The organism is Longimicrobium sp., from assembly GCF_036388275.1.
In the GTDB taxonomy this organism is placed as follows: Bacteria; Gemmatimonadota; Gemmatimonadetes; order Longimicrobiales; family Longimicrobiaceae; genus Longimicrobium.
This window is the reverse complement of record NZ_DASVSF010000113.1, coordinates 281,476-304,435: the sequence shown is the minus strand read 5'-3', so window position 1 is coordinate 304,435 and position 22,960 is coordinate 281,476. Positions and strand designations below refer to the sequence as shown.

The 22,960-nt window shown below is 70.2% G+C and carries 21 protein-coding genes; 12 read left to right on the top strand and 9 right to left on the bottom strand.

All coding sequences use genetic code 11. The features are described from left to right. Window positions 1-195 precede the first annotated feature (195 nt). Together VF632_RS27765 and VF632_RS27760 are read left to right on the top strand one after the other, a co-directional pair. The gene (locus VF632_RS27765) at window positions 196-1,044 is read left to right on the top strand and encodes an alpha/beta hydrolase (RefSeq protein ID WP_331026221.1); all 849 of its coding nucleotides are present in this window, start codon (window positions 196-198) and stop codon (window positions 1,042-1,044) included. Window positions 1,045-1,171: 127 nt separating this feature from the next. Further along, window positions 1,172-1,408, top strand: coding sequence for a ferredoxin family protein (locus tag VF632_RS27760; RefSeq protein WP_331026220.1), 237 nt, complete (start codon window positions 1,172-1,174; stop codon window positions 1,406-1,408). Between the two features lie 85 nt (window positions 1,409-1,493). Here the strand turns inward: VF632_RS27760 and VF632_RS27755 are convergent, their stop codons facing one another. From VF632_RS27755 to VF632_RS27745, 3 genes are all read right to left on the bottom strand, one after another. After that, window positions 1,494-2,204 (bottom strand): lytic transglycosylase domain-containing protein, encoded by a 711-nt coding sequence (locus tag VF632_RS27755; RefSeq protein ID WP_331026219.1) that lies wholly within the window; start codon window positions 2,202-2,204, stop codon window positions 1,494-1,496. Between the two features lie 288 nt (window positions 2,205-2,492). Beyond that, window positions 2,493-2,621: a hypothetical protein gene (locus VF632_RS27750; RefSeq protein WP_331026218.1), complete on the bottom strand. Its 129-nt coding sequence runs from the start codon at window positions 2,619-2,621 to the stop codon at window positions 2,493-2,495. Window positions 2,622-3,053: 432 nt separating this feature from the next. Beyond that, complete coding sequence (locus tag VF632_RS27745; protein ID WP_331026217.1) at window positions 3,054-4,445, bottom strand: aminotransferase class V-fold PLP-dependent enzyme; 1,392 nt, start codon at window positions 4,443-4,445, stop codon at window positions 3,054-3,056. A gap of 730 nt (window positions 4,446-5,175) precedes the next feature. Between VF632_RS27745 and glgB the strand changes: the two genes are divergently transcribed. From glgB to VF632_RS27720, 5 genes are all read left to right on the top strand, one after another. Next, entirely contained in the window at window positions 5,176-7,386 is a 2,211-nt protein-coding gene (gene glgB, locus VF632_RS27740) for a 1,4-alpha-glucan branching protein GlgB (RefSeq protein ID WP_331026216.1), read from the top strand. Between the two features lie 45 nt (window positions 7,387-7,431). Next, window positions 7,432-8,130 carry a hypothetical protein gene (locus VF632_RS27735; protein WP_331026215.1) on the top strand — a complete coding sequence of 233 codons (699 nt, stop codon included), beginning with the start codon at window positions 7,432-7,434 and terminating at the stop codon, window positions 8,128-8,130. 184 nt (window positions 8,131-8,314) lie between these two features. Continuing rightward, entirely contained in the window at window positions 8,315-8,929 is a 615-nt protein-coding gene (locus tag VF632_RS27730) for a sigma-70 family RNA polymerase sigma factor (RefSeq protein WP_331026214.1), read from the top strand. Then, window positions 8,926-9,846 (top strand): anti-sigma factor, encoded by a 921-nt coding sequence (locus VF632_RS27725; RefSeq protein ID WP_331026213.1) that lies wholly within the window; start codon window positions 8,926-8,928, stop codon window positions 9,844-9,846. Before VF632_RS27730 ends, VF632_RS27725 begins: the two co-directional genes overlap by 4 nt. A 162-nt stretch (window positions 9,847-10,008) precedes the next feature. Further along, window positions 10,009-11,190, top strand: a complete 1,182-nt coding sequence (locus VF632_RS27720; protein ID WP_331026212.1) for a hypothetical protein — start codon at window positions 10,009-10,011, stop codon at window positions 11,188-11,190. Here VF632_RS27720 and VF632_RS27715 read toward each other — a convergent pair whose 3' ends face one another. After that, window positions 11,191-12,471: an ATP-binding protein gene (locus tag VF632_RS27715; RefSeq protein ID WP_331026211.1), complete on the bottom strand. Its 1,281-nt coding sequence runs from the start codon at window positions 12,469-12,471 to the stop codon at window positions 11,191-11,193. A gap of 222 nt (window positions 12,472-12,693) precedes the next feature. Between VF632_RS27715 and VF632_RS27710 the strand changes: the two genes are divergently transcribed. After that, the gene (locus VF632_RS27710) at window positions 12,694-13,995 is read left to right on the top strand and encodes a hypothetical protein (RefSeq protein WP_331026210.1); all 1,302 of its coding nucleotides are present in this window, start codon (window positions 12,694-12,696) and stop codon (window positions 13,993-13,995) included. A 6-nt stretch (window positions 13,996-14,001) separates the two neighbouring features. Here the strand turns inward: VF632_RS27710 and VF632_RS27705 are convergent, their stop codons facing one another. Next, entirely contained in the window at window positions 14,002-15,207 is a 1,206-nt protein-coding gene (locus VF632_RS27705; protein WP_331026209.1) for a rhomboid family intramembrane serine protease, read from the bottom strand. A gap of 354 nt (window positions 15,208-15,561) precedes the next feature. On the opposite strand from VF632_RS27705, the gene VF632_RS27700 reads away from it, so the two are divergent. The 4 genes from VF632_RS27700 (at window position 15,562) to VF632_RS27685 (ending at window position 19,937) form a co-directional block, all read left to right on the top strand. Then, the gene (locus VF632_RS27700; protein ID WP_331026208.1) at window positions 15,562-17,976 is read left to right on the top strand and encodes an aldehyde dehydrogenase family protein; all 2,415 of its coding nucleotides are present in this window, start codon (window positions 15,562-15,564) and stop codon (window positions 17,974-17,976) included. Between the two features lie 45 nt (window positions 17,977-18,021). After that, complete coding sequence (locus VF632_RS27695) at window positions 18,022-18,246, top strand: hypothetical protein (RefSeq protein ID WP_331026207.1); 225 nt, start codon at window positions 18,022-18,024, stop codon at window positions 18,244-18,246. A gap of 3 nt (window positions 18,247-18,249) precedes the next feature. Next, window positions 18,250-18,651, top strand: coding sequence for a type II toxin-antitoxin system death-on-curing family toxin (locus tag VF632_RS27690; RefSeq protein ID WP_331026206.1), 402 nt, complete (start codon window positions 18,250-18,252; stop codon window positions 18,649-18,651). A 158-nt stretch (window positions 18,652-18,809) separates the two neighbouring features. Next, a complete protein-coding gene (locus VF632_RS27685; protein WP_331026205.1) occupies window positions 18,810-19,937 on the top strand; it encodes a carboxypeptidase-like regulatory domain-containing protein in 1,128 nt (375 codons plus the stop codon). Between the two features lie 21 nt (window positions 19,938-19,958). On the opposite strand, the gene VF632_RS27680 is transcribed toward VF632_RS27685, so the two are convergent. From VF632_RS27680 to VF632_RS27665, 4 genes are all read right to left on the bottom strand, one after another. After that, window positions 19,959-20,903 (bottom strand): MaoC/PaaZ C-terminal domain-containing protein, encoded by a 945-nt coding sequence (locus VF632_RS27680; protein WP_331026204.1) that lies wholly within the window; start codon window positions 20,901-20,903, stop codon window positions 19,959-19,961. Next, window positions 20,900-21,298, bottom strand: a complete 399-nt coding sequence (locus tag VF632_RS27675) for a secondary thiamine-phosphate synthase enzyme YjbQ (protein WP_331026203.1) — start codon at window positions 21,296-21,298, stop codon at window positions 20,900-20,902. The genes VF632_RS27680 and VF632_RS27675 overlap by 4 nt, the downstream gene beginning before the upstream one ends. A 3-nt stretch (window positions 21,299-21,301) precedes the next feature. Continuing rightward, window positions 21,302-21,877, bottom strand: a complete 576-nt coding sequence (locus tag VF632_RS27670) for a hypothetical protein (RefSeq protein ID WP_331026202.1) — start codon at window positions 21,875-21,877, stop codon at window positions 21,302-21,304. A 174-nt stretch (window positions 21,878-22,051) separates the two neighbouring features. After that, on the bottom strand, window positions 22,052-22,648 hold the full coding sequence (locus VF632_RS27665; RefSeq protein ID WP_331026201.1) for a hypothetical protein: 597 nt from the start codon (window positions 22,646-22,648) through the stop codon (window positions 22,052-22,054). Window positions 22,649-22,960: the final 312 nt, after the last annotated feature.

Genomic DNA, 22,960 nt, shown 5'->3' with positions numbered 1-22,960 from the left:
CGGCCCGCGGCGAGTGATGTGCGGGCAAGTGCGGTGCGCCTGGGCCTCAGGATGACAGATTGCGCCGGGCCATTCGAAGCGCACCGGGCTGGCTCCCTTCCCCCGCGCAGTTTGCGGGGGAAGGGCTGGGGATGGGGGGCGCCCGGGGCACGCGCCACCCCTCGCCGCACCGCCACGACTTCAACGTACGCATCCATGCCCAACGCACTGACGCTCACCCGATTCGAAATCCGCTCGTCCGACGGCGGGCCGCCCATCCGCGGCGACGTGCGCGTGCGGGCGGGGCACCGGCCCACCGCCGCGGTCGTCATCTGCCATGGCTTCAAGGGCTTCCGCGCGGCGAACTTCTTTCCCAACCTGGCCCGCGCCGTGGCGGCCCACGGCTTTGCGGCGGTGACGTTCGACTTCACGCGGAACGGTGTGGGGCCGGACGGCGTCGACTTCTCCGCGCTGCACCTGTTCGCCGAGCAGACGCACTCGCGCAACGTCAACGAAATCCGCCAGGTGCTGGACGCCGTGTGCAGCGGCGTCCTCGTTCCGCGCAAGCCGCGCAGGATCGGGCTGTTCGGCCACTCGCGCGGCGGGGGCGAGGCCATCCTGGCCGCTGCGGAAAACTCCCGCGTGGACGCCCTGGTCACCTGGGCCGCCATCGCCGACGTGGCCTCGCGCTGGAGCGACGAGCACCTCGCCACGTGGCGCTCGGGGGGCACCGTGCACGTCGAGAACACGCGGACGAAGCAGATGATGCCGGTCGGCCCCGAGTACTGGCGCGACTACGAGGACAACCGCGAGCGGCTGGACATCGGGGCCGCGGCGGCCCGCGTGTCCGCGCCCTGGATGATCGTGCACGGCGACGCCGACGCGACGGTGCCGGTTGACGAGGGGCAGGCCCTCTTCGACGCGGCGGGCGAGGCCGCCGAGCTGCTGGTAATCGAGGGCGGCGACCACACCTTCGGCAGCAGCCACCCGTACCCGGGCGCCACCCCCGAGCTGCGAACCGCCGCCGACGCCACGCTGGACTGGTTCGGCACACACCTCGCATAGTGGGTCGTTCGAACGTTCGCTCGACAGGCGTGGACAACCGGGCGGGCGCTGGTTATGATACCGCCTTCCGGCCCTTGGGCGGGCCGCCGGCCAGACGAAAATCCCTGACCCCTCGCTGGAGAACGATATGCCCTACGTGATCGCGGAACCCTGCATCGGCACCAAGGACGCCAGCTGCGTCGAGGTCTGTCCGGTGGATTGCATCTACGAGGCGAACGACCAGTACTACATCAATCCCGACGAGTGCATCGACTGCGGCGCCTGCGAGCCCGAGTGCCCCGTGCAGGCCATCTTTCCCGACACGGACGTGCCGCCCGAGTGGTCGGACTACATCGAACGGAACCGGGTACTTTCCGAGGGCTGACCTCCGGAGGGTTCCGCGGAACGTACGAAAGAGGGGCCGCGTCCACACGGACGCGGCCCCTCTCCTCATCCGCCACCCACCGAGATCAGCGGTTCAGCACCTTGCCGGCGTAGCCGTTGTCGGGGTCGCCGCCGCGCTTGAGCACCCGGTCTACCGTGCCCGTGCCGCGGTTGTAGGCCGTCAGCGCCAGTTCCACGTCGCCGTGGTAGCGGTCGATCAGCTCCTTCAGGTAGCGGAAGCCGATCTCCAGGTTGGTAGCCGAGTCGCGCAGCTGGTCTTCGGTGACGCCCTTCTTGAACCACCGCGCCGTGGGAATCATCAGCTGCGTGAGGCCGATGGCGCCGACGTGGCTGGTCGCGTAGTCCTTGAACTCGCTCTCCGTCCTCACCAGCCCGAACGCGATGCGCGGGTCGATGTCGTTCTTCACCGCGGCCGCGTAGATCTCTTGGGCCAGCTTGTCGGAGATGGTGAAGCCCTTGCGGCGGTACACCGCGGCCAGGGACTGGGCGGTAACGGGCCCGTCGTTGTCAGCGAGCAGGGGCGGAGTCGGGGTCTTGACCACCACGGCGGGCAGCTTCAGGGCCACTCCCTCCTTGATGGCGGTACGAACCAGGCTGCGGCGCTCCCTGCCATCCTTCGTGTCAAGGCCGCCCGTAGCCACCACACCCACCTGCACGGCGGCGGTGGCCAGCAGCATCGCCTGAACGGCGCGTGAGCGGATCAGCGACCGAAAGTCGTTGCCCCGGGGCTCGCGCTCCTTCATCCGCGGCACGGGGCGGCTCTCGTACTCGCTCAAGCGGTGTCTCCTGTCTGTCACGTGAAATCGCGGGCCGGGAATCTGCCCCGCGTCGGTCCACGCTGCATTCATTCAACGGCTTCAATCTACCCGGACGCAACCTGTTGTTGCTCACCTGTCGCCCTCGATCGAACGGTGCTTCCCGACGGGCGGCGTTGGGTGCGGGGGAGAGCCTCTGTGCATGCGCCGCGCCACGGCTTGCTATCGAGGACCTGAACGCAGAGACGCGGATGCCCCGAAAGGGACATCCGCGTCTCGGTTCTGGTGGTTCTCGCCGTGGGCGGAAATTTACATTCCCGCCGCGCGAAGCTGGTCCAGATCCAGGCGAGGCTGGGCCGGGGTAAGCTGCGGCCGCTTCTCTCCTTCGGCATCGCGCGCCTCTTCCTGGCGCTGCTTGACGACCGTAAGGCTTGCCACGATAGCCGCGATGGCAATCAATCCGACTCCCAAGGTGCGAATAAGCGCCTCCAAGCGGGGGTTTCGTGGCGCGCCGTCCGGTGCGTCCTGCAGCCGGACTGGCAGTTTCCATGCCGAACGAGCGTTCGTTACGCATCAGACACGTAAACGGGTGCACTCGCAGCGAGAATCCTGCGTTCCTGCTCGCCATCTGATCGTACAACGCGCGAGACATGCGTTTCCTGACAACCGCGAGAATTGCTTTCGATTGCGGTGCTGAGTGGACCTTTCCTGTTCGCTGTCCACGCGTGGGGACACGCTGAAGAGGTGGAGAGAATCGCAGCAGAAAAGAGCAGGGGAGCAGAGATGGATCTCGCTGCTCCCCTGCGCTTTCGTCGTCCGGGATCAGGACGCGCCCGGATTCCGGACGCGCCGCGTTTCGCACGGTCCGCCTCAGTCCACCGTGGCAAGCGCCGGCAGGGCCGCGCCGAGGCCGGGTTCCGCGCCCTGGTCCCGGAAGCTGCCCAGCACCTCCATCAGCCGGTCCAGGTCGGCCACGTTGGAGGCGATGCCCACGGATACCCGCACGGCCCCCACCGGGTGGTCGCTCATGCAGTCGGAGAACAGCTGGATGTTGAACGTTTCGGCGGTGAGCGTCTTGATGCAGCGGAAGGCGTCTTCGTCGGCATACTCGAACGCGCACTCCGCCGCGCCCGGATTGCAGAAGAACCCCGTGCGCAGCGAGAGGGTCGCCTCGTTGGCCCGCTGCTCGACCGCGCGGAAGTCGATCGGCTCGCCCGCGGGGTCCAGCAGGTTGAAGGCGATGGTGCCCCCGCGGTCCGTCATGTCAGACGGGCCGTAGAAGCGCACCATGGGCGCGCCGTTCCCGTGGGTGAGGCCCGCCAGGCGACCCAGCAGGTCGCGCGTGAGCTCCATCACGTGCGCGTTGATGCGCCCGATGCCGATCCGTTCCAGGAACTCCAGCCCCGTCGACACCGCGGCGATGCCCAGGTAGTTGAGGGTGCCGTCCTCGAAGGCCCGCCCGGTGACGTGCTGCAGGTGCACGCGGTTCTGCGCGGAAACGAAGCGCACGGTGCCGCCGGCGAACCAGGGCCGGTGCAACTCGCCCAGCGCGTTGCGGCGCGCCAGCAGCACGCCCACGCCGGTGGGAAAGCCGAACATCTTGTAGAACGACACGCACACGAAGTCGGGCGCCACCCGCGACAGGTCCAGCGGGTGGGTGGGCACGAAGGCCGCCGCGTCCAGCACCACGTGGTAGCCCTGGTCGTGGGCCACACGCACCAGCTCCAGCGGATGCTTTACGCCGGAGAAGTTGGACTGTGCGGGAAACGCGAACAGGTTGTGCTTGCCGCGCTCGGCGCCGGCCAGGTGCTCTTCCGCGTCGTGAAGGCGAAGCTCCGGACCCAGCGGCACGTAGCCTACGTCGGCGCCGTGTGCGGTGGCGAACTCGCGCAGGCCGTTGACGGAGTTGTGGTTGTCGGCCGTCAGCAGGAAGCGGCCGCCCGGCTCCCAGGGGTACGCCTCGCCCACCAGCTTCAGCGCGCCGCTGGCGTTCAGGGTGAACACCACCTCGTACAGCTCGGGATCGGCGTTGAAGTACTCCAGGACGCGGCGGCGCGCGTCTTCGCACAGCTGCGTGGCGGCCAGCGAGGTGGGATTGCGCGAGTGCGGGTTGCCGAAGACGCTGTTGCACAGCAGGTCGGCGCTGGCGTGCACCTGCGACTCGGCGTACAGGCCGGCGCCGGTGTAGTCCAGGTACACGTGCCCCAGCCGGTCCAGCCGGCTGAACTCGCGCTGCCGCAACTGCTCGAAGGTTTCGTGCATCCAGGCGCTCCTGCTCGGGATGTGAAGCCTGAAAGGTAGACGCGCGGCGGGCAATGGGGTAGTGGGCGCTTGCTTGGGCGATCGACGGACGCCGAGGCCCCGGCCCTGCTGGGGCGACTGAAGTCGCGGCAACGACGGCCCAAAGTCCGCCTTCGCGGACTGCACGCGTGGCCGAGTGCGCCAGGCCCGGCCGAAGCGCAATCGAATTCTCCCCTCTCCGCATGCGCAGCATGCGGGGAGGGCCCGGGGGAGGGGCCACCAGAGGCATGCGCCGGTGCCTATCGAAACGCTCCACACATCCCGCGCGACAACGCCGAGGCCCACGCATCCATCCCGCTGCCGCGCCCAGACTGAGAAGTAGCGCAGGCTAGACCTTCGGCCCGCGACGAGTGGTGTGCGGGCCGGTTCGGCGCGCCTGGGCCTCAGGATGACAGCCTTGCGCGGGGCCGTCCGAAGCGCATCACACTGGCTCCCTTCCCCCGCAAACCCCGCGGGGGAAGGGCTGGGGATGGGGGGCGGCCGAGGCATGCACAGCCGTTCTCCAACCCTCCCGAGTCGGTGACGCGTCCGAATGGGCCGGGGGTGGGGCCCGCGGGGCGTGGGCCATCCCGATCCCATGCCCGATTCGCCCAGAGTTTGCACCAATCCGCCAGCCACGCGTGAGTACGCCCCGGCACGATACTTCCTGCGGGCGCGCCCGAACTCTCCGCGAACGAATCACAGGACGGCGATGGCTTCTGCGACCCTGCTACACGACGTAAACCTGATCCTGAGGGCCGAGCACCCGGACCCGTTCCGCGTGCTGGGCATGCACACCGTGTCCATCGGTGGCGAGCTGCGCCTGGTGGTGCGCGCGTTCCTTCCCGGCGCCACCTCCGCCTTCCTGGCCGACGAGGACGGCAAGGACGTGGCGGCGATGGAGTGCGGGCACCCCGACGGCTTCTTCGAGGCCCTGCTGCCGCGCGGCACCTCCAGCTTCCGCTACCGCCTGCGCGTCGTCTGGCCGGGGCTGGACGAGCCCGTGCTGCTGGCGGACCCCTTTTCGTACCCGGCGCTGGTCAGCGACTTCGACCTGTACCTGATCAGCGAAGGCACCCACCTGCGCCTGTGGGAGGTGCTGGGCGCGCGCACCATGGAGGCAGACGGGGTGCCCGGCGTGCGCTTCAGCGTGTGGGCGCCGGCCGCCAAGCGCGTCAGCGTGGTGGGCGAGTTCAACCTGTGGGACGGCCGCCGCCACCCCATGCGCCGGCATCCCGCGCAGGGCGTGTGGGAGATCTTCATCCCCGGCGTGGCGGAGGGTACGGCCTACAAGTACGAGATCCTTCCCCACCAGGGCCCCGCGTTCCTGAAGGCCGACCCCTTGGCGTTCAGCGCCGAGCTGCGCCCGGAGACCTCGTCCGTTGTCGCCGACCTGACGAAGTACGAGTGGGGCGACGCCGAGTGGATGCAGAAGCGGCGCGAGTGGGATTGGTGCGCGGCGCCCATGTCCGTGTACGAGCTGCACCCCGGCTCGTGGCGGCGCAGGCCGGAAGAGGACGACCGGCCGCTGACGTGGCGTGAGATGGCGGCCGAGCTGCCGGACTACCTGTGCGAGATGGGCTTCACCCACGTGGAGTTCCTCCCCGTGATGGAGCATCCCTACGATCCGTCGTGGGGATACCAGGTGACTGGCTACTTCGCCCCCACCAGCCGCTTCGGCGGGCCCGACGACTTCCGGTTCCTGGTCGACACGCTTCACCAGCGGGGCATCGGGGTGATCCTGGACTGGGTGCCCGCGCATTTTCCGAAGGACGCCCACGCGCTGCGCCGCTTCGACGGCACGGCGCTGTACGAGCACGCGGACCCGCGCCAGGGCGAGCACCCGGAGTGGGGCACACAGGTGTTCAACTTCGGCCGCAACGAGGTGCGCACCTTCCTGGTGAGCAACGCGCTCTTCTGGCTGGACGAGTACCACGCCGACGGCCTGCGGGTGGATGCCGTGGCGTCGATGCTGTACCTGGACTACTCGCGCGGGGCGGGGCAGTGGGTGCCCAACAAATACGGCGGCCGCGAGAACATCGAGGCGGTGGAGTTCCTTCAGCAGCTGAACACCACCGTGCGCGACCGCTATCCCGGCACGCTGATGATCGCCGAAGAAAGCACGGCCTGGCCCGGCGTCACGCAGCCGGCGCACCTGGGTGGGCTGGGCTTTCACCTGAAGTGGAACATGGGGTGGATGCACGACAACCTTCGCTTCATGAGCGAGCAGTCCATCCACCGGAAGTACCACTTCAACCTGCTGACCTTTTCGCTGATGTACGCGTTCAGCGAAAAGTACGTGCTGCCGCTGAGCCACGACGAGGTGGTGCACCTGAAGGGCTCGCTGCTCGGCAAGATGCCGGGCGACGCGTGGCAGAAGGCCGCCAACCTGCGGCTGATGCTGGGGATGATGTGGGGCCATCCCGGCAAGAAGCTGCTGTTCATGGGCGGCGAGATCGGCCAGGTGGGCGAGTGGAACGAGAACCGCTCGCTGGACTGGCACCTGCTGGGCGATCCGCTGCACGCCGGGATTCAGCGGTGGATGGCGGACCTGAACGCCGCCTACCAGCGCGAGCCCGCGTTCTGGGAAACGGACTTCAGCCACGAGGGATTCGAGTGGATCGACTTCCGCGACGTGGAGCAGACCGTGCTGTCGTTCATCCGCCGCGCGACCACGTCGGGGCAGGAGCTGGTGTTCGTCTGCAACTTCACCCCGGTGATCCGGCACCAGTACCACGTGGGCGTGCCGCGCGCCGGGCGCTACCGCGAGGTGCTGAACAGCGACGCGGCGGCGTACGGCGGGAGCAACGTGGGGAACAGCGGCTGGGTAGAGACGGTTCCGCTGGCGGTGCACGGCCGCGGGCAGTCGCTGCCATTGACGCTGCCGCCTCTGGGCATTCTCATTTTGCAACGCGAAGACTGATGCGGGCGGATTCCTTTCCGCCCGCCTGAACCCATTTGGACGATCATGGCCAAGAAGAGCGGGACCAGCTCCATTCCCCAGGACGACGTCGGCGACGGGCCGGGCACCAAGCGCGGCCGCAGCCGGGCAGCCGATGCAGCCGCCGAGGCGATGGCCCCCGGCGGCGCCAAGCCGGCACGCGGCGGCAAGGCGCCCGGCACCGGCGTGGCCGTAGGCGACCAGCCGGCGTCGGTCCCCCGCACCCGAGCGCCCAAGGCAGGCGCTTCGCCCGCGAAGCCAGTTTCCGGGACCGAGACGAAGGCGGCGGCGAAGACCGCCGCGAAGCCGGCCAGCAAGCCTGCTTCAAAGTCCGGCAAGAAGCGCGAAACGTTCGATGAGACGGCGGCGCGACGGAAGCAGCAGAAGGAGATCGACCAGCTGCAGGCCGACCTCCGCGCCTTTGCCATCGCCCGGCCCAGCGGGTGGAACCACGAGGACTGGCTGGGCTTTCTGGACTCGCTCCGCCAGAAGGGGCACGACCTTTCGGCCCCCGAGGAGATCGGCTCGCGGCTGGAGCGCGAGCGGCTGGGCGTGGTGCTGAGCGGCATCCAGGGAATCGGGCCCAAGCGGGTGGACGCGCTGGTGAACCGGTTCCACACGCTGTACAGCGCCCGCCACGCCAGCGTCGAGGAGTTCGCCGGCGCCGGGCTCCCCCGGGCGGATGCCGAGCGCGTGCTTCGGGAGCTGCAGGAGCGCTACCCCTGAAGCACCGGCCCTGACTGAACGGGCGGTGCGCCACACGGAGCCGCGGGAGATCCTATCCCGCGGCTCCGTCGTTTTCCCCGTTCGGCCTTGTTCTCGCATGGGGCCGCGAACGCTTGCGCACGCTTCTGCCCTGATCCAGCTTCCGTTCATGCATCCGGAACGACAACTTCTCCCGTACCCATCAGTGAGCGATCCCGCACCCGGGCGCACGCGGCCCGGCACCGCATCGGCCGACGACCCGGACCTTGCCCTGGTGCGCGCCATGGCGGCGGGCGACGAGCGCGCCCTGGGGCTGCTGTACGACCGGTGGCAGCCGCTGCTGCACTCCATGATCTTTCACGTCGTCGGCGATGCGGGCGATGCCGAAGAGGTGCTGGAAGACGCACTGTGGCAGGCGTGGCGGCAGGCGGGCACGTACGACGAGTCGCGCGGCAGCGTGCGCACCTGGCTGACGACCATCGCCCGCAGCCGGGCGCTGGACCGGGTGCGCGTGCGCCGGGCCGCGCGGCAGGACGTGTCGCTGGACGATGCCCCGGCGTCGGCGGAGTTCGTGCTGGCGGGCGGCGGCCCGGCGGAGGCGGCCGAAGCGGCCGACCTGCGGGCGCGGGTGGAGCAGGCGCTGGCTTTGCTGCCCCCGGACCAGCGCGAGACGGTGGAGATGGCCTACTTTCGCGGGCTGAGCCAGACGGAGATCGCGGAGGCCACGGGCCAGCCGCTGGGTACCGTAAAAACGCGGGCCCGGCTGGCGCTCCAGAAGCTGAGAACGGCGCTGTCGAGCCTTCGGGAGGAGGCGCCATGACAACGGACATGACGCACGACGAAGTTCGCGAGGCGCTGGGCGCGGAGGCGCTGGGCGCGCTCGACGGCGGCGAGCGCGAGCGGGTGCTGGCCCACGTGGCCGGGTGCGATGCCTGCCGCGCGGAGCTGGGTGCGCTGCGCGAAGCGGCGGCGCTGGTGGCGCACGCCGCTCCCCATCGCCCGCTGGCCCCGGCCCGCGCGGCCGACCTCCGCTCGCGCCTGCTGGCCCGGGCAGCGGCGGATGGCGTCTCGCGTACCTCGCAGGACGAGGTGACCATCGAGGCGGCGCCGGTGCCTGCCGCACTCCCGGTCCCGCGTGTCGACGCAGAGCCGGCGCGGCCCGCACCTTCCCGTTCCGATGTGATTCCCATCACCTCCGCGCGCCGGGGCCGCGGGCCGATGGCGGGGTGGCTGGCAGCCGCCGCCTCGCTGCTGCTGCTGATCGCCGCCGGGGTGTACGCGTCCGGGCTGCGGCAGCAGGTGGATGCGCTGCAGGCGCGGGCGACCCGGCTGGAGGCGGAGCGCACGCGCCTGGCGGAGCGCGTACAGCAGGGCGAGGCGACCGTCGCGTCGCTTTCCGGGCCGGCGGTGAAGGTGATCGACATGGCGGCGGCGCGGCCGGCGGATCCCACGGGGCGCATGTTCTGGGACACGAGGACGGCGCGCTGGACCTTCTTCGCCCACAACCTTCCTGCCACCCGGCCCGGCCGCGAGTACCAGCTGTGGCTGGTGACGGCCGACCGCAAGATCAGCGCGGGCACCTTCCGCCCCGGGCCACGCGGCAGCGCCGTCGTGCAGGCCGAGTACGAGCTGCCGCCGGAGTCGCTGCAGGCCGTGGCGGTTACCGAAGAGCCGGCCGGCGGCCAGCCGCAGCCCACCGGCGCCATCGTCCTGGCGGGCGCAATGTCGACGCGGTAACGCGCGGTGTCGGGACGGAGGGAACAATCGTGGATCGGGAGTCGTACCTGCGGGTAGGCTCCCGGTTTTCGTTCCGCACGGTGACAGGCTCTCCGGATGCGTCTTCTCCGCTCCTCCTTGCTCGGCGCGCTCGCTGCAGTCGCCCTCGCCGCTTGCGAACGCGTGCCGACGATCACCCCCGTGGAAGCGCCTGAGCTGGCGGAAACGGGAGACGTTCGCGGGCTGGAGGCGCGCTTCGTGGAGATCGAGCGCGAGGTTCCGAGCTTCGGCGGCTACTTCTTCGCGGCGGACGGTGCCGTGGCCGCGTACGTCGCCGAGCCCGGGAGCGCGCCCGCCGCCCGCGTCGTGCTGGCGCGGGTGCTCGCGGAGCGCATCCCGTCCGCGCGCGACCGGCGCACGGGAGAGCTGCGCGTGCTCGAGGGCCGGTACTCGTTCTCGCAGCTCGCCGCGTGGCGGGACAGGCTGATGGCGCTGCTGCCCATGCCCGGCGTCGTCTTCGTGGACGCGGACGAGGCGTTCAACCGCGTGCGGATCGGCGTGTGGACGAACGAGGCGCGGCTGGCGGTGCCTGCGGCGGCGGTCCGGCTGGGCGTTCCCCTGGAGGCGCTGGTGCTTTCCGACGAGCGGTCGCTCCGCCCGCTCGTTCGCCTGGCGGATGCCGCCGGCCCCCTGGTTCCCGGAGGCTATCGGCTGAGCTTCGCTTCCGACCTGTCCACCGCCGTGCAGTGCAGCCTGGGGTTCAACGTGCTCGCGCTGGACCATGCCGGGTACGTGACGGCCGCCCATTGCTCGCGGGTGCAGGGCCGGGCGGACGGCACCGTGCACCAGCAGCCGGGCGAGCCAGAGCTGCTGGGCATGGAGACCGCCGATCCCCCGATGTTCCGGGGCGGCGGCTGCCCCGCCGATCGCCGCTGCCGCTACAGCGACGCGGCGCGGTTCCGCTTCGCGCCCGGCCGCGTGGCCGAGCCCGCTATCGCCCGGACGGCGGAGCCAGGATTGCGGGAGGTCGCCGGGACGCTGCGAGTGGCGGGAGAGAGCCCCTATCCCGTGGCGGGTGAGATGCTGGACAAGGTAGGCGCGGAAACCGGGTGGACGTTCGGCGCGGTCTCCGCCACCTGCGTCCACGTAAACGTCGACGGCACCAACGTCACGCTCCTGTGCCAGGACGTGGTCGACGCGCCCGCGGAGGGGGGCGACAGCGGCGGTCCCGTGTTCGCCTGGCGCGGTGGGGAGGCGATCCTGGCCGGCGTGCTCTGGGGCGGGACGGGAAAGCGCTTCTACTTCAGTTCGATGGGGAACGTCGAGGCGGAGCTGGGGCCGTTGACGACGAGCGCGAACCGGTAGCTACGCCGCAGGGAGGGTGAGGGTAAAGGTGGATCCCTCGCCCAGCGTGCTTTCGGCCACCAGGTCTCCACCCATGCCGCGCGCCAGGTCGCGGCTGATCGCCAGCCCCAGCCCCGTTCCACCGGCCGTACGGGTGAAGCCCGCCGACACCTGGGCGAACGGGTGGAAGATGAACTCCAGCTTATCGCCCGGAATGCCGATGCCCGTGTCGCGCACGCGGATGGCCACGGTGTCCGCCGCCGGCTGGCACGACACCTCGATCCGCCCGCCGGCGGGGGTGAACTTGATGGCGTTGGAAAGCAGGTTCAGCAGCACCTGCTCCACCCGCGAGCGGTCGGCCAGCAGCACCGTGCCACAGCGAGCGCGGCTGTCGTCGTACGCCAGCTGCTTCTCGGCCATCTGCGGCAGTACCAGCCCCTCCACCCCGCCCATCACCGCGTCCAGCATCACCGGCTCCCGCGCGTAGCTGGCAGTTCCCGCCTCGTTCGTCGCAAAGTCCAGCACATCGTTGATCAGCCCCAGCAGGTGGCGCTGGCTGCGGTCGATGCGGCCCAGGTCTTCGCGCTGCTCCGGCGTAACCGGCCCGCGGATTTCCATCTCCATCAGCTGCACGTATCCGCCGATGGCGTTCAGCGGCGTGCGCAGCTCGTGGCTCATGGTCGCCAGGAACATGCTCTTGGCATGGTTCGCTTCCTCGGCGCGCGCCCGCGCCTCCTGCGCCTCGCGCCCGGCGAGCTCCGCGGCTTGGGTACGCTCCTCCAGCTCCTCCGCGGTCGCCTGCAGCTCCTCGTGCGCCATCTCCATCTCCGTCGCCTGCTCCTGCAGCTGCGCGTTCGCCAGCTCGACCTCGAGGGCCTGCTCCTGCAGCTGCTGGTTGGCCAGTTCCAGCTCGGCGGCGGCCCTCCACGCCGCGTCACGGGCGCGCTGCAGCGACTCGCTGGTGGTGCCCACCAGCCACGACACGCCGATGAACGCCGCCAGCGGCACGAGGTCCCTGGGATCTTCCGGTACGAAGCCTCCGAGAGGCGGGATGAGATAGTAGTTCAATCCCATCACGCAGATGACGCCCGTGGCCAGCCCCGGCCACGAGCCGCCGTACCACGCGGAAACGATCACCGCCACGTACGCGAACAGGAACATCGAGCGGGGGAGAAAGGCGGCGAGCGCGATGGTCAACGCCACCGCGAGCACGCCCGCACCGATCGCGACGAGCGCTCGCATTCCGTTGCCGGGGCGGTGCGCACGTTCGGTGGAGGTGACGGCGGGGGTGAGGTTGGTCACTGGACGGGCAGGCGGATGGGGGTCCACGAGCTTCCCGGAGCGGACGGAACTTTCGAGCGCGCGGCACAGAAGCTAGGGCGAGATGATATCGGCGCAAGCGCGACCTGCCGTGTGGCATGCGAGGTGCCGCACCGGGGGCGGTGTCCTCGGCTTTCACTTGCTTCGGATTTTGTGCGGGCGTAACCTACGTGCGCGTTTTTCCCCGACCTCCCACCGCGCGCCGTGACTGCTTCCGCGTCTCCCGATCCTGAACTGCTCTCGTGCGCCATCGCGGGCGGCTATGCCGGTCGCTGGGCGCGTGCGCAGGTGCGGCGGGCGGAGCCCCAGGGCGAAGCGGTAGAACCGTTCTCCGCGTGGTTCGTGGATGCGTTCGCAGGGGCGGACCTGCAGCGGGCGGCGCTTCGGGGGGCGGCGGTGGAGGCCGGTGCCCTGGTGTCCGTCCGTGCGATGGCGGATTCGGGGGATCGCATCCAAGTCGTGCTGGCGGACGAAGACCCGGGGCTGCTGGTGCGGCTGGAGCACGAGTTGGAGCGGCTGGGCATGGGTGGTCGGGTGCGGCGGACACGGGATGTCGCTTCGATCCAACCCGGGGAGATTGGTCTCGTCGAATCCTCGTTCTCTGCGCTCTCGGCGGGCCTGGTCGATGCGATCGGCGATTCCGCCGTGCTCGTGCGCCTGGCGCCATTGAGCGCGAGGGCCCTGCCGTGGACGGCGCTTCAGCCGATCGCCTGGCGGGCGGAAGCCGAGCTGCTCCTGCGCTTTCCGGCGGAGGACTTCCACAAGCAGGCCCGCGTCACCGGCCCCATCGCCGACTTTCCACCCAACATCCGCCGCCTGGTGGAAGGGTGCTCGGCGCTGCTGGGGGACGGGCGGCACGGCTGGCTCGCCGCCTGGCGCGACGCCGTACGGCGAGACGGCGCGGACGCGGCGCTGGATGCCATCGTGGACCGCTACCGCGAGCTGGTCGTCGGCGCGGGGGAGGGGCGGATCGTCCGCGCGCAGCGGCTGGGGAGCGGTGCGGAATCCATCCATCTCCTGCTCGCGACGTCCAACCCCGCACACGTGCTGGAGCTGAACGGTGCCATCGCGGACGGCGGCGCGGATCCGCTCCCGCCGGACATCCCCGCCGTGGATCCAGAGCCGGAACTGGAGCCCGAGGTAGTCGAGCCGCCCATCGCGCTCGATCTGTTTCCGCTCCCGCGGCCGCCGGTGGAGCGGAAGCCGCGCGGCCCGGACCTTCGCGCGGTCGCGGACGACCTTCACACCCGCCATCGCGGATCGCTCGTGGCCTATCCCGCCCTGCTCGCGACCCTGGCCGATTCGGGGCTCACGCCGGAGCAGGTGCGCGAGGTGCTCGCGATCCTGAAGCGCGAGGGGCGAGCGGCCTACCGCTCCCTGGATGCGGCCAACGCGGAGATCGACTTCCTGCTGGAGGCCGCCGCCCCCGCGCCGGCCCGCAAGCGCAAGCCGCGTAAAGCCGCGCCAGGTGAGCTGGGCCTGTTCGATCCCCCCGAGGGCGAATAGCTGGCCCTACGTGTGGACGCTGGCCAGGACCGCACCCACGACGAGCGCAACCGAAACCCACAGCAGGACGACGGCTGCGTGGCCGGCCAGTTCCACCGCTCGCCCGCCCGTCCACTCGGTGGCGGCTTCCGTCGAAGGAACGGCCACGATGCCGATGGCCAGCCCCGTCACCAGCCCGCCCGCGTGCGCCGCATTGTCGATCATCTGGAATGCAAACAGACCCATCAGGGCGATCAGGCCTACGTCCTTCAGCAGGTCTTTCAGAAAACTTCCCGGCAGCGTCGACCGCCGGCGATAGCCGATCACCAGGAGAAAGCCCAGCATTCCAAGCAGCCCGCCAGATGCACCCACGGAGGGAACGTCGGGCGGAAGCGCCACGCTCGCGAGTCCGCCGGCCACCGCCGTGAGCACAAATACCAGCGGCACCCACCCGCGCGGTGCGCTCCCCTCCATCAGCCGCCCCAGCCCGAGGAGGGCCGAGTAGTTCATCCAGATGTGCAGCGGATGCGCGTGCAGCAGCGGGGCCGTCAGTAGCCGCCACCACTCGCCCGAGCGCGCGGCCTGCGGGTCCAGCGCCGCTTCACGTCCCGCCATGTTCAGCGTGAGCAGCTGGAGGGCGCAGGTGGCCAAGATGGGATACGCCACGGCCATGGTGAATCGCGTATCGACGACGGCAAACTGCTGGTATTCCACCAGCCGCGCGACGGCCTTGCGATGCGCCTCCGCCTCCGCGCGAAACTGTTCCGCCGTCCACGACAGCGCCGTCGAAACCCGGATCTGGACGTTCGACAGCGCCACCGCAAGGACCGGCAAGGCGAGGATGGCCATGCCCCAGTGAAGGAACGTGCAGAAGACGAGGATGCCCCCCGACCACAGCAGCGCGGTGCGCATCTCCCCGCGCAGTTCCTCCTGCTTGTACACCCGCATGGCATCGAGCATCCAGGGCACCTGCCACGGGGGCACCATCGCCTCCGTTTCCGGCGCCCAGACCAGGCTGGGGGCGGGGCTGGTCCGCGTCATGTAGACCATTCGCTCCCGTGAGCTGGCCACCTCGTCACCACGGAGGCTGACGAATCCATATTCTGATGACGCAGGCTTGGGCCCGGTTGCGAGTGCCTCGTCCGGAACGCGCGGCTGCGCGGGCGAGCGGATGATTTTCCCTAAAATGCGCGCCTTGGGGCTCCCAGGGATCTCCTGCTCGATCGTGCTCACGGCATCGTGTGCTCAGGTGAACTCGCTCCCGCCGGTCGAGTGGCGGAATGCGGGCGTCGTTCGGGCCGCGCATGGTACGGCGGGGCGACGCCGCGTGTTTCGCGAACTCCGGACCGGTCGAAAATCTCTAGACGTTCAGCCGCTTTTCGCTAGTTTCCGCACGGCCCGCAGGCGCGATCCTGGGGCACGGCCGCCTCGCTTGGGGCGGCGGCGGGACCCGTGGAGCCATCGCCGCCGTCATCGCCCGCGTGCGCGGGTGCACGATGCGCAATCCACGCCCGCGCGCTAGATTGCATGCCATCGCCGCGCGTCCGGGAACGCGGCCCGCGGTCACCCCGAGTCCCGCAGTAACCGATGAGCATCGCCGAAATCTTCGAGACCATGGAATACGGCCCCGCCCCCGAGAGCGCCTCGCCCGCGGTGGAGTGGCTTGAGGAACGGGGCCGCACCTTCCGGCACTTCGTCGGCGGCGAGTGGCGTGAGCCGGAGGGCGGCGAGTTCTTCGACACCACCAATCCCGCCACCAACCAGCCCCTGGCACGCATCGCCCAGGGCAGCGAGGCCGACGTGGACGCGGCGGTGCGCGCGGCCCGCGAGGCGCTTCCCGCCTGGCAGGCGCTCGACGGCCATGCGCGCGCCCGGTTCCTGTACGCCATCGCCCGACACATCCAGCGCCACAGCCGGCTCTTTTCCGTGCTGGAAACGATGGACAACGGCAAGCCCATCCGCGAGTCGCGCGACATCGACATCCCGCTGGTGGCCCGGCACTTCTACCACCACGCCGGGTGGGCCCAGCTGATGGACACGGAGATGGCGGACCAGGTGCCCGTGGGCGTAGTGGGCCAGATCATCCCGTGGAACTTTCCGCTGCTGATGATGGCGTGGAAGATCGCGCCGGCGCTGGCGATGGGGAACACGGTGGTCCTGAAGCCGGCCGAGTTCACCTCGCTGACCGCGCTGCTCTTCGCCGAGGTGTGCCGCGACGCGGGGCTGCCCCCGGGCGTGGTGAACGTGGTCACCGGCGACGGGCGCACGGGCGCGGCCATCGTCGGGCATCCGGACGTGGACAAGATCGCGTTCACCGGGTCTACGGAGGTCGGCCGCATCATCCGCGTGGCGACGGCGGGAACGGGGAAGAAGCTGTCGCTGGAGCTGGGCGGCAAGTCGCCCTTCATCGTCTTCGACGACGCCGACCTGGAAAGCGTGGTCGAGGGCGTGGTCGACGCCATCTGGTTCAACCAGGGGCAGGTGTGCTGCGCCGGCTCGCGCATCCTGGCGCAGGAGGGCATCGCCGAAAAGCTGACGCAGCGGCTGCGCGAGCGGATGGAGACGCTGCGGGTGGGCAACCCGCTGGACAAGGCGGTGGACATCGGCGCCATCGTGGCCCCCGTGCAGCTGGAGCAGATCCGCAAGCTCGTGCAGGCCGGCGCCGACGAGGGCGCGCAGATGTGGCAGCCGTCGTGGAGCTGCCCCACCGAGGGATGCTTCTATCCGCCGACGCTGTTCACCAACGTGTCGCCGTCGTCCAGCGTGGCGCAGGTGGAGATCTTTGGCCCCGTCGTGGTGCTGATGACCTTCCGCACGCCCGCCGAAGCCGTGGAGCTGGCCAACAACACCGTGTACGGCCTGGCGTCCAGCGTGTGGACCGAGAACATCAACCTGGCCCTGGACGTCGCGCCCAAGATCAAGGCCGGCACCGTGTGGATCAACAGCACCAACCTGTTCGACGCCGCGTCGGGCTTTGGCGGGTACCGCGAGAGCGGCTTTGGGCGCGAGGGGGGCAAGGAGGGGCTGTACGAATACGTGAAGCCGCGTTGGGAGGTGGCGAGCAAGAACGGCGGCGCCCCCGCCCGCCGCGACGACCGCAAGGCCAGGCCCGCGCGCGCGGAGAAGCAGCGCGGCAACGGCGCCGGACCGGTGCTGCCGCCCATCGACCGCACGGCCAAGCTGTACATCGGCGGCAAGCAGGCGCGGCCCGACAGCGGCTACGCCCTCTCCGTCTACGGCCCGGGCGACCGGCTGATCGGCGACGTGGGGCTGGGCAACCGCAAGGACGTGCGGAACGCGGTGGAGGCGGCGCACAAGGCCAAGGGGTGGAGCAAGGGCACCGCGCACAACCGCGCGCAGGTGCTGTTCTACCTGGCCGAGAACCTGGCGGCCCGCTTCGACGAGTTCAGCCGCCGCATCGCCGCCATGACGGGCGACGAAGCCGGGGCGGACCGCGAGGTCGAGGCGTCCATCCGCCGCCTGTACACATACGCCGCTTGGGCCGACAAGTACGACGGCCTGGTGCACGCCACGCCCATGCGCAACGTGACGCTGGCGATGAACGAGCCCATCGGCGTGGTCGGCGTGGCGTGCCCCGACACGGCGCCGCTGCTGGGCTTCATCTCCACCGTCATGCCCGCGGTGGCTACGGGGAACGCGGTGGTGGTGATTCCGTCGGAGCGGTGGCCGCTGGCCGCGACGGACTTCTACCAGGTGCTCGACACCTCCGACGTCCCGGGCGGCGTCGTCAACATCGTTACGGGCAAGCGCGACGAGCTGGCGGAGACGCTGGCGGCGCACGACGACGTCGAGGCCATGTGGTACTTCGGCGGGGCCGAGGGGAGCGCGACGGTGGAGCGCCTGTCGGCCGGCAACATGAAGCGCACGTGGGTGAGCTACGGCCGCGAGCGCGACTGGTTCGACGCCGAGCAGGGCGAAGGGCGCGAGTTCCTGCGCCAGGCCACCCACGTCAAAAACGTCTGGGTGCCCTACGGCGAGTGAGTGGCCGGTTGATTGCGAGGAATGGTTGGGAATCAGACAGGAGGGATGATGACCAAGATCACGCTACATCCAGCCCAGGACGTCGGCGCTGGCGCACTCCCATCCGAGGTTCTGGAGCGGATCGGGATCGCGCCCGGTGAGTCGGCCTATGCGGTAGATCGTCCGGGCGGTGTGCTGCTTACACCGGACCCGAATTTCGGCGCCGCCATGCAGGCGTTCGATCGGGCTCGGAAGCAGTATTCGGAGACATTCCGCCGGCTTGCCGAGTGACGGGTGGACGAGCCGATCTGGTTGTCGCGCCAGATGATCGATGCCATGCATTCCGATCTCATCGACGACTACGGTGGCTCTCACGGTATCCGGGCGGGCGGGAATGACCTGATCGTCTCCGCCCTGAGCCGGCCGATGAACCGGTTCGCCTACACCCCTGGTGTGGACCTGGCGGATATTGCGGCCGCGTACCTGTTCGGACTCGTGAAGAATCACGGGTTCATCGACGGCAACAAGAGAATTGCGTTTGCCGCCCTCGTAACGTTCCTCGATCTGAATCGACGCTGGCTCACGGCCCACCCCGATGACGCTTTCGCGATGGTCGTCGCAACGGTCGAGGATCGGATGAGCGAAGGTGATGTGGCCGAGTGGGTCCGGCGCCACTGGAGCAGCGCTGCACGATGATGTAGACAAAAACGGGGTGGATCGCCGATGGTGATCCACCCCGCTTCCGTTCCGGATCTCTGTGCATCTGAGGCCAACCGCCGGCTTGTCAAAATGGGCTGCGTCCGTGCGTTACAACGCATCGCGGTGGGTTGTCGCCCTCTTCCCGGAGCGGAGCCATGCAACGTAGCGGTATGCGCGTGCTGCTCTTCACCATCGCTCTCGCCCTCATCGCCTCCGCCCAGCTCTCCGCGCAAACCGTCGGTGGAACCGTCGTGGAGATTGCGACCGGCGAGCCGATTCAGGGTGCGGTGGTCGCGCTGGTCGACTCGCTGGGAAGGCGCCGGGAAGCCGTGCTCAGTGATCCGCAGGGGCAGTACAGCCTGCAGGTTCCCGCGCCCGGAACCTACCGCGTCCGCGCCGAGCGGGTGGGGTACGCGGCCGCCTCCTCGCCCGCGCTGGCACTGGACTCTGGGGAGCAGGTCAGGCAGCAGCTTTCGATGTCGCCCGTCCACGTGACGCTGGACGCCGTGGTTGCGCGGGGTGTGCCGCGGGCGTGCACCATCCGCCCCGAGAACGGTGAGCAGGCGGCGCGCGTGTGGGACGAAGCACGGAAAGCGCTCGACGCCACCCACCTCGGTGGCCGGGCAGGCGCCTACGAGTTTCGGGTGCGGCTGTTCCGGCGCACGCTGGCATTTCCCAGGCTTGCGATCGTCGATTCCACCTCATCGGTCCAGTCGGGGTACAGCCGCCAGCCGTTCGCGACACCCGTCGAGCGGCTGGTGACGCACGGCTACATGGAAGTCGAGGGCGATTCCATCGTGTTTCGCGCCCCGGACGCGCCCACGCTGCTGTCCGACGCTTTTCTGGACCACCACTGCTTCAGCCTGATCCGGGGCCGCGGCACCGAGGCGGGGATGGTGGGGCTGGCGTTCGCTCCCGTGCGCGACAGACGGCTTCCCGACGTGCAGGGAACGCTGTGGCTCGATGGGCAGACGGGGCACCTGCGCTACCTGGAGTACACCTACACGCGGTTGCCCTTCGCCAGCTCCGACGCCCGGCTGGGCGGGCGCGTGGACTTCGTGCAGCTGCCCGCGGGCGGATGGATCGTAAGCCGGTGGCGCATCCGGATGCCGATCCTGGTGAGGGAAAACCCGCGCGCGCAACCTATCGTCAAAGCTTTAGTGGAGAGCGGGGGCGAGGTGCTGGGCGTCCGCACGGGCCGAGGAGCGCGGGTACCATTGCGGACGGTGAGCGTCGGGCAGAACTCGCCCGCGGTCGCGTCACTCGCCGCGTCGCCGCGGTGACGGAGGTCTCCACCCACCGGGCTACGTCGTCTCGCGAATGCCGCCGTACGTGCCTTCGGCGTAGACGGGGCCCTCGCCGGGGGCGGCTACGCGGAACCAGTGTTCGGGCGAGTTGTCGTTGACGAGCAGACGGGCCGTGGTGGGGAGGGGCAGGGGCGCCCGGAAGGCGATGCGCATCCGCCGCAGCGCGCCGGGGTCGCCGCCCAGGCAGTGCTCGATCAGCGTGTGGGCGGCGCGGGCGGCGATGCAGTAGCCGTGCAGGATGGGCGCGCGGAAGCCGAACGGGCGCGCCGTCAGCCCCCACAGGTGGATCGGGTTGTAGTCGCCGGAAACGCGGGCGTAGCGCCGGCCCGCGCTCCCTGACAAATCCCAGCGCACCAGCTCGGTCCAGCCGTCCTCGGGCACAGCGGGGCCGGTGCGATCCGCCGAGCGGGAATGGGCGCGCTCGGAATTGTCCGTGCCGCCCGTCCTCACCTGGAAGACGCTCGTGGACTGGCAGCAGAGCTGGCCGGCACTCAGCCAGTTGCGGGCGAGCACGGTCATCCGAAAGCCGCGGCGTGCGGGCTCCACCCGGTCCAGCTCCACCCGGCACCGGACGGCGTCGCCCGAGCGCAGGGGCCGCGCCCACACCAGGTCCGTAGACACGTGGACGATGGCGCCCAGCGGCAGCGGCTGCTCCATCCCCGCGAACATCTGCAGCGCCAGCGCCGTTTCCCAGGTGGCGCAGTAGAACGGCGGAACCGCGCCGGCTCCCTCCCCGAATCCCCCGATGCGCTCCCCGTCCGTCGCGGCGGCGTACGCCTGCACGTGACGCGGATCGATCTCGATGCCGGCGCGCTCGGCGGAGAGCTTCCGCCGCGGGATGGCCGCCAGGTCCAGCGTCGCGCCCGACCGGCGCGCCTGTATACCCCGCGCCACCAGGCGAACCATCGACCGCAGGGGTGAAGGCGTCGCCTCGCCGCTCATGCCCGCAGCAGCTGCACGGCCACGCGGCGCTCGCGCGGCCCGTCGAACTCGCAGAACCAGATCCCCTGCCACGTCCCCAGCACCGGCTGCCCGCCGCTGACGATCACCATGAGCGATGGACCGAAGAAGCTGGTCTTCAGGTGGCTGTCGCTGTTCCCCTCGTCGTGGCGGTAGAACGCCTCGTCCTTGGGGACCAGCTGCTCGAGCTTGCCCAGCAGGTCGTGCACCACGTCGGGGTCGGCGTTCTCGTTGATGGTGAGCGCGGCCGTGGTGTGAAGGCTCTGCAGCACCACCACGCCCTCGTCCATCCCCGACCGCGCGACGATCTCGCGCACGCGGCCGGTGATGTCCAGCATCTCGCCGCGCCGGTGCGTCCGGATGCGGATCTCCTCCATCGTTCAGCGCTCGCCCACGTACATGATCCGCCAGATGCGGCCTCCCGCGTCGTCCGACACGTAGAGCGAGCCGTCCGGCCCCTGCGCCAGCCCGGTGGGCCGGTGCCGGGCGCCGCCCTGCTGCCCCGGCGCGGGCACCGGCGCCTGCGCGAAGACGGAGTGCGGTCCGCTCGGCGCCCCCGCGGCGGTCATGGGCAGGAAGGCGACGTTGAAGCCCTGCTGCGGAAGCGGCGCGCGGTTCCACGAGCCGTGGAAGGCCACGAACGCGCCGCCGCGGTACTGCGTGGGGAACTGCGTGCCCGTGTAGAACAGCAGATCGTTGGGCGCCCAGTGCGCGGGAAACGCGTACGCCGGGGTGGCCTTGCCGGTGCAGCGGCCCACCTGCGTGCCGTTGCCGCCGTACTCGGGCGCCAGCACCTTCCGCCGCGCGCCGGGGTCGAAGTAGCAGTACGGCCAGCCCCCGTCGGTGCCGCGGTCCAGGCGGAACATCTCTTCGGCGGGAACGTCGGCGTTCTGCTGTTCGGTGAAGGCCCAGTTGGAGCTCAGGTTGTCGCGCCCGTGCGAAACGGTGAACGGCACGCCCGTCGCGCGATGGAAATCCAGCGCGTAGCCGTTGCGGATGCCGGTGGCCCAGCGCTCGCCGGCCGCCGGCGCCTGGTTCGCGCGATTGGCATCGAAGCGCCAGATGCCGGCGCGCGGGGCCAGCTCCGGGCAGGGGTCGCGGCCGGCGGAGCGGCTCTGGCGATCCTGTTCCTAGCAGGCGTTGGACATCGACCCGATGCTGACGAACATGCCGCCGCGCCCGTCGAACGCCAGCGCCTTGGAGGCGTGCCCGCCCACCGGCAGGCCGCTGACCAGCAGATCCGGCTGCCCCGGCGGCACCAGTTGGCCGGGCGTAAGCCGCCACCGCACGACGCCGTCGTTCATCGCGAAGTACAGCCAGCCATCGTGAATCTGCAGGCCGCTGCCCGCGCGGTTCTCGAACTTCTGCCGCACCTCCGCGCGTCCGTCCCCGTCCGCGTCGCGCAAGGCGATCACGCCCGCGGGGCCGTCGCGCCGCCCGGAAAGCGAGGCATACACGTCGCCGCTGGCCGACACGTCCAGGTGCCGCACCGGTCCCAGGCTGTCGGCCACCACCACGGCGCAGAACCCGTCAGGGAGCGTGAGGCCCACGTCGACCCGGGCGCACATCGCCCGGCTGGGACCCGCGATTTGCCATGGCGTGGTGTCCAGCGGACGCGCGTCGCCCGGGTTGGCGCGAGGCGGGGGGACGGACGCGGTTTCCCGCGCGGGCGGGCAGGCCGCCAGCGCGAGGGGTGCAACGGCCAGCAGGGCGAGTCTGAACCGCATGATGCGGGGCTCCGGGTGATGGATGCAGCTGCGCGGCGCGCATGGAGGTCGTGGCGAAACCTTCCGCAACGCCCGCGCCGGAAACGATCCCACAGGATGCACACGGTAGCGGTGGGAGCGCGATCGAATTCTCCCCCTCGCCCGCTTGCGGGAGAGGGGGCCGGGGGGAGAGGGCAGCCGGGGCATGCGCTGGACTGATCGCGACGCACGAGACGAGGCCAGCCCTCACCCGGCACTCCGCCGCGAGCACCGGACTGGCTCCTCTCCCCCGTGCAGTTTACGGGGGAGAGGTTGGGAGAGGGGGGCGCCCGA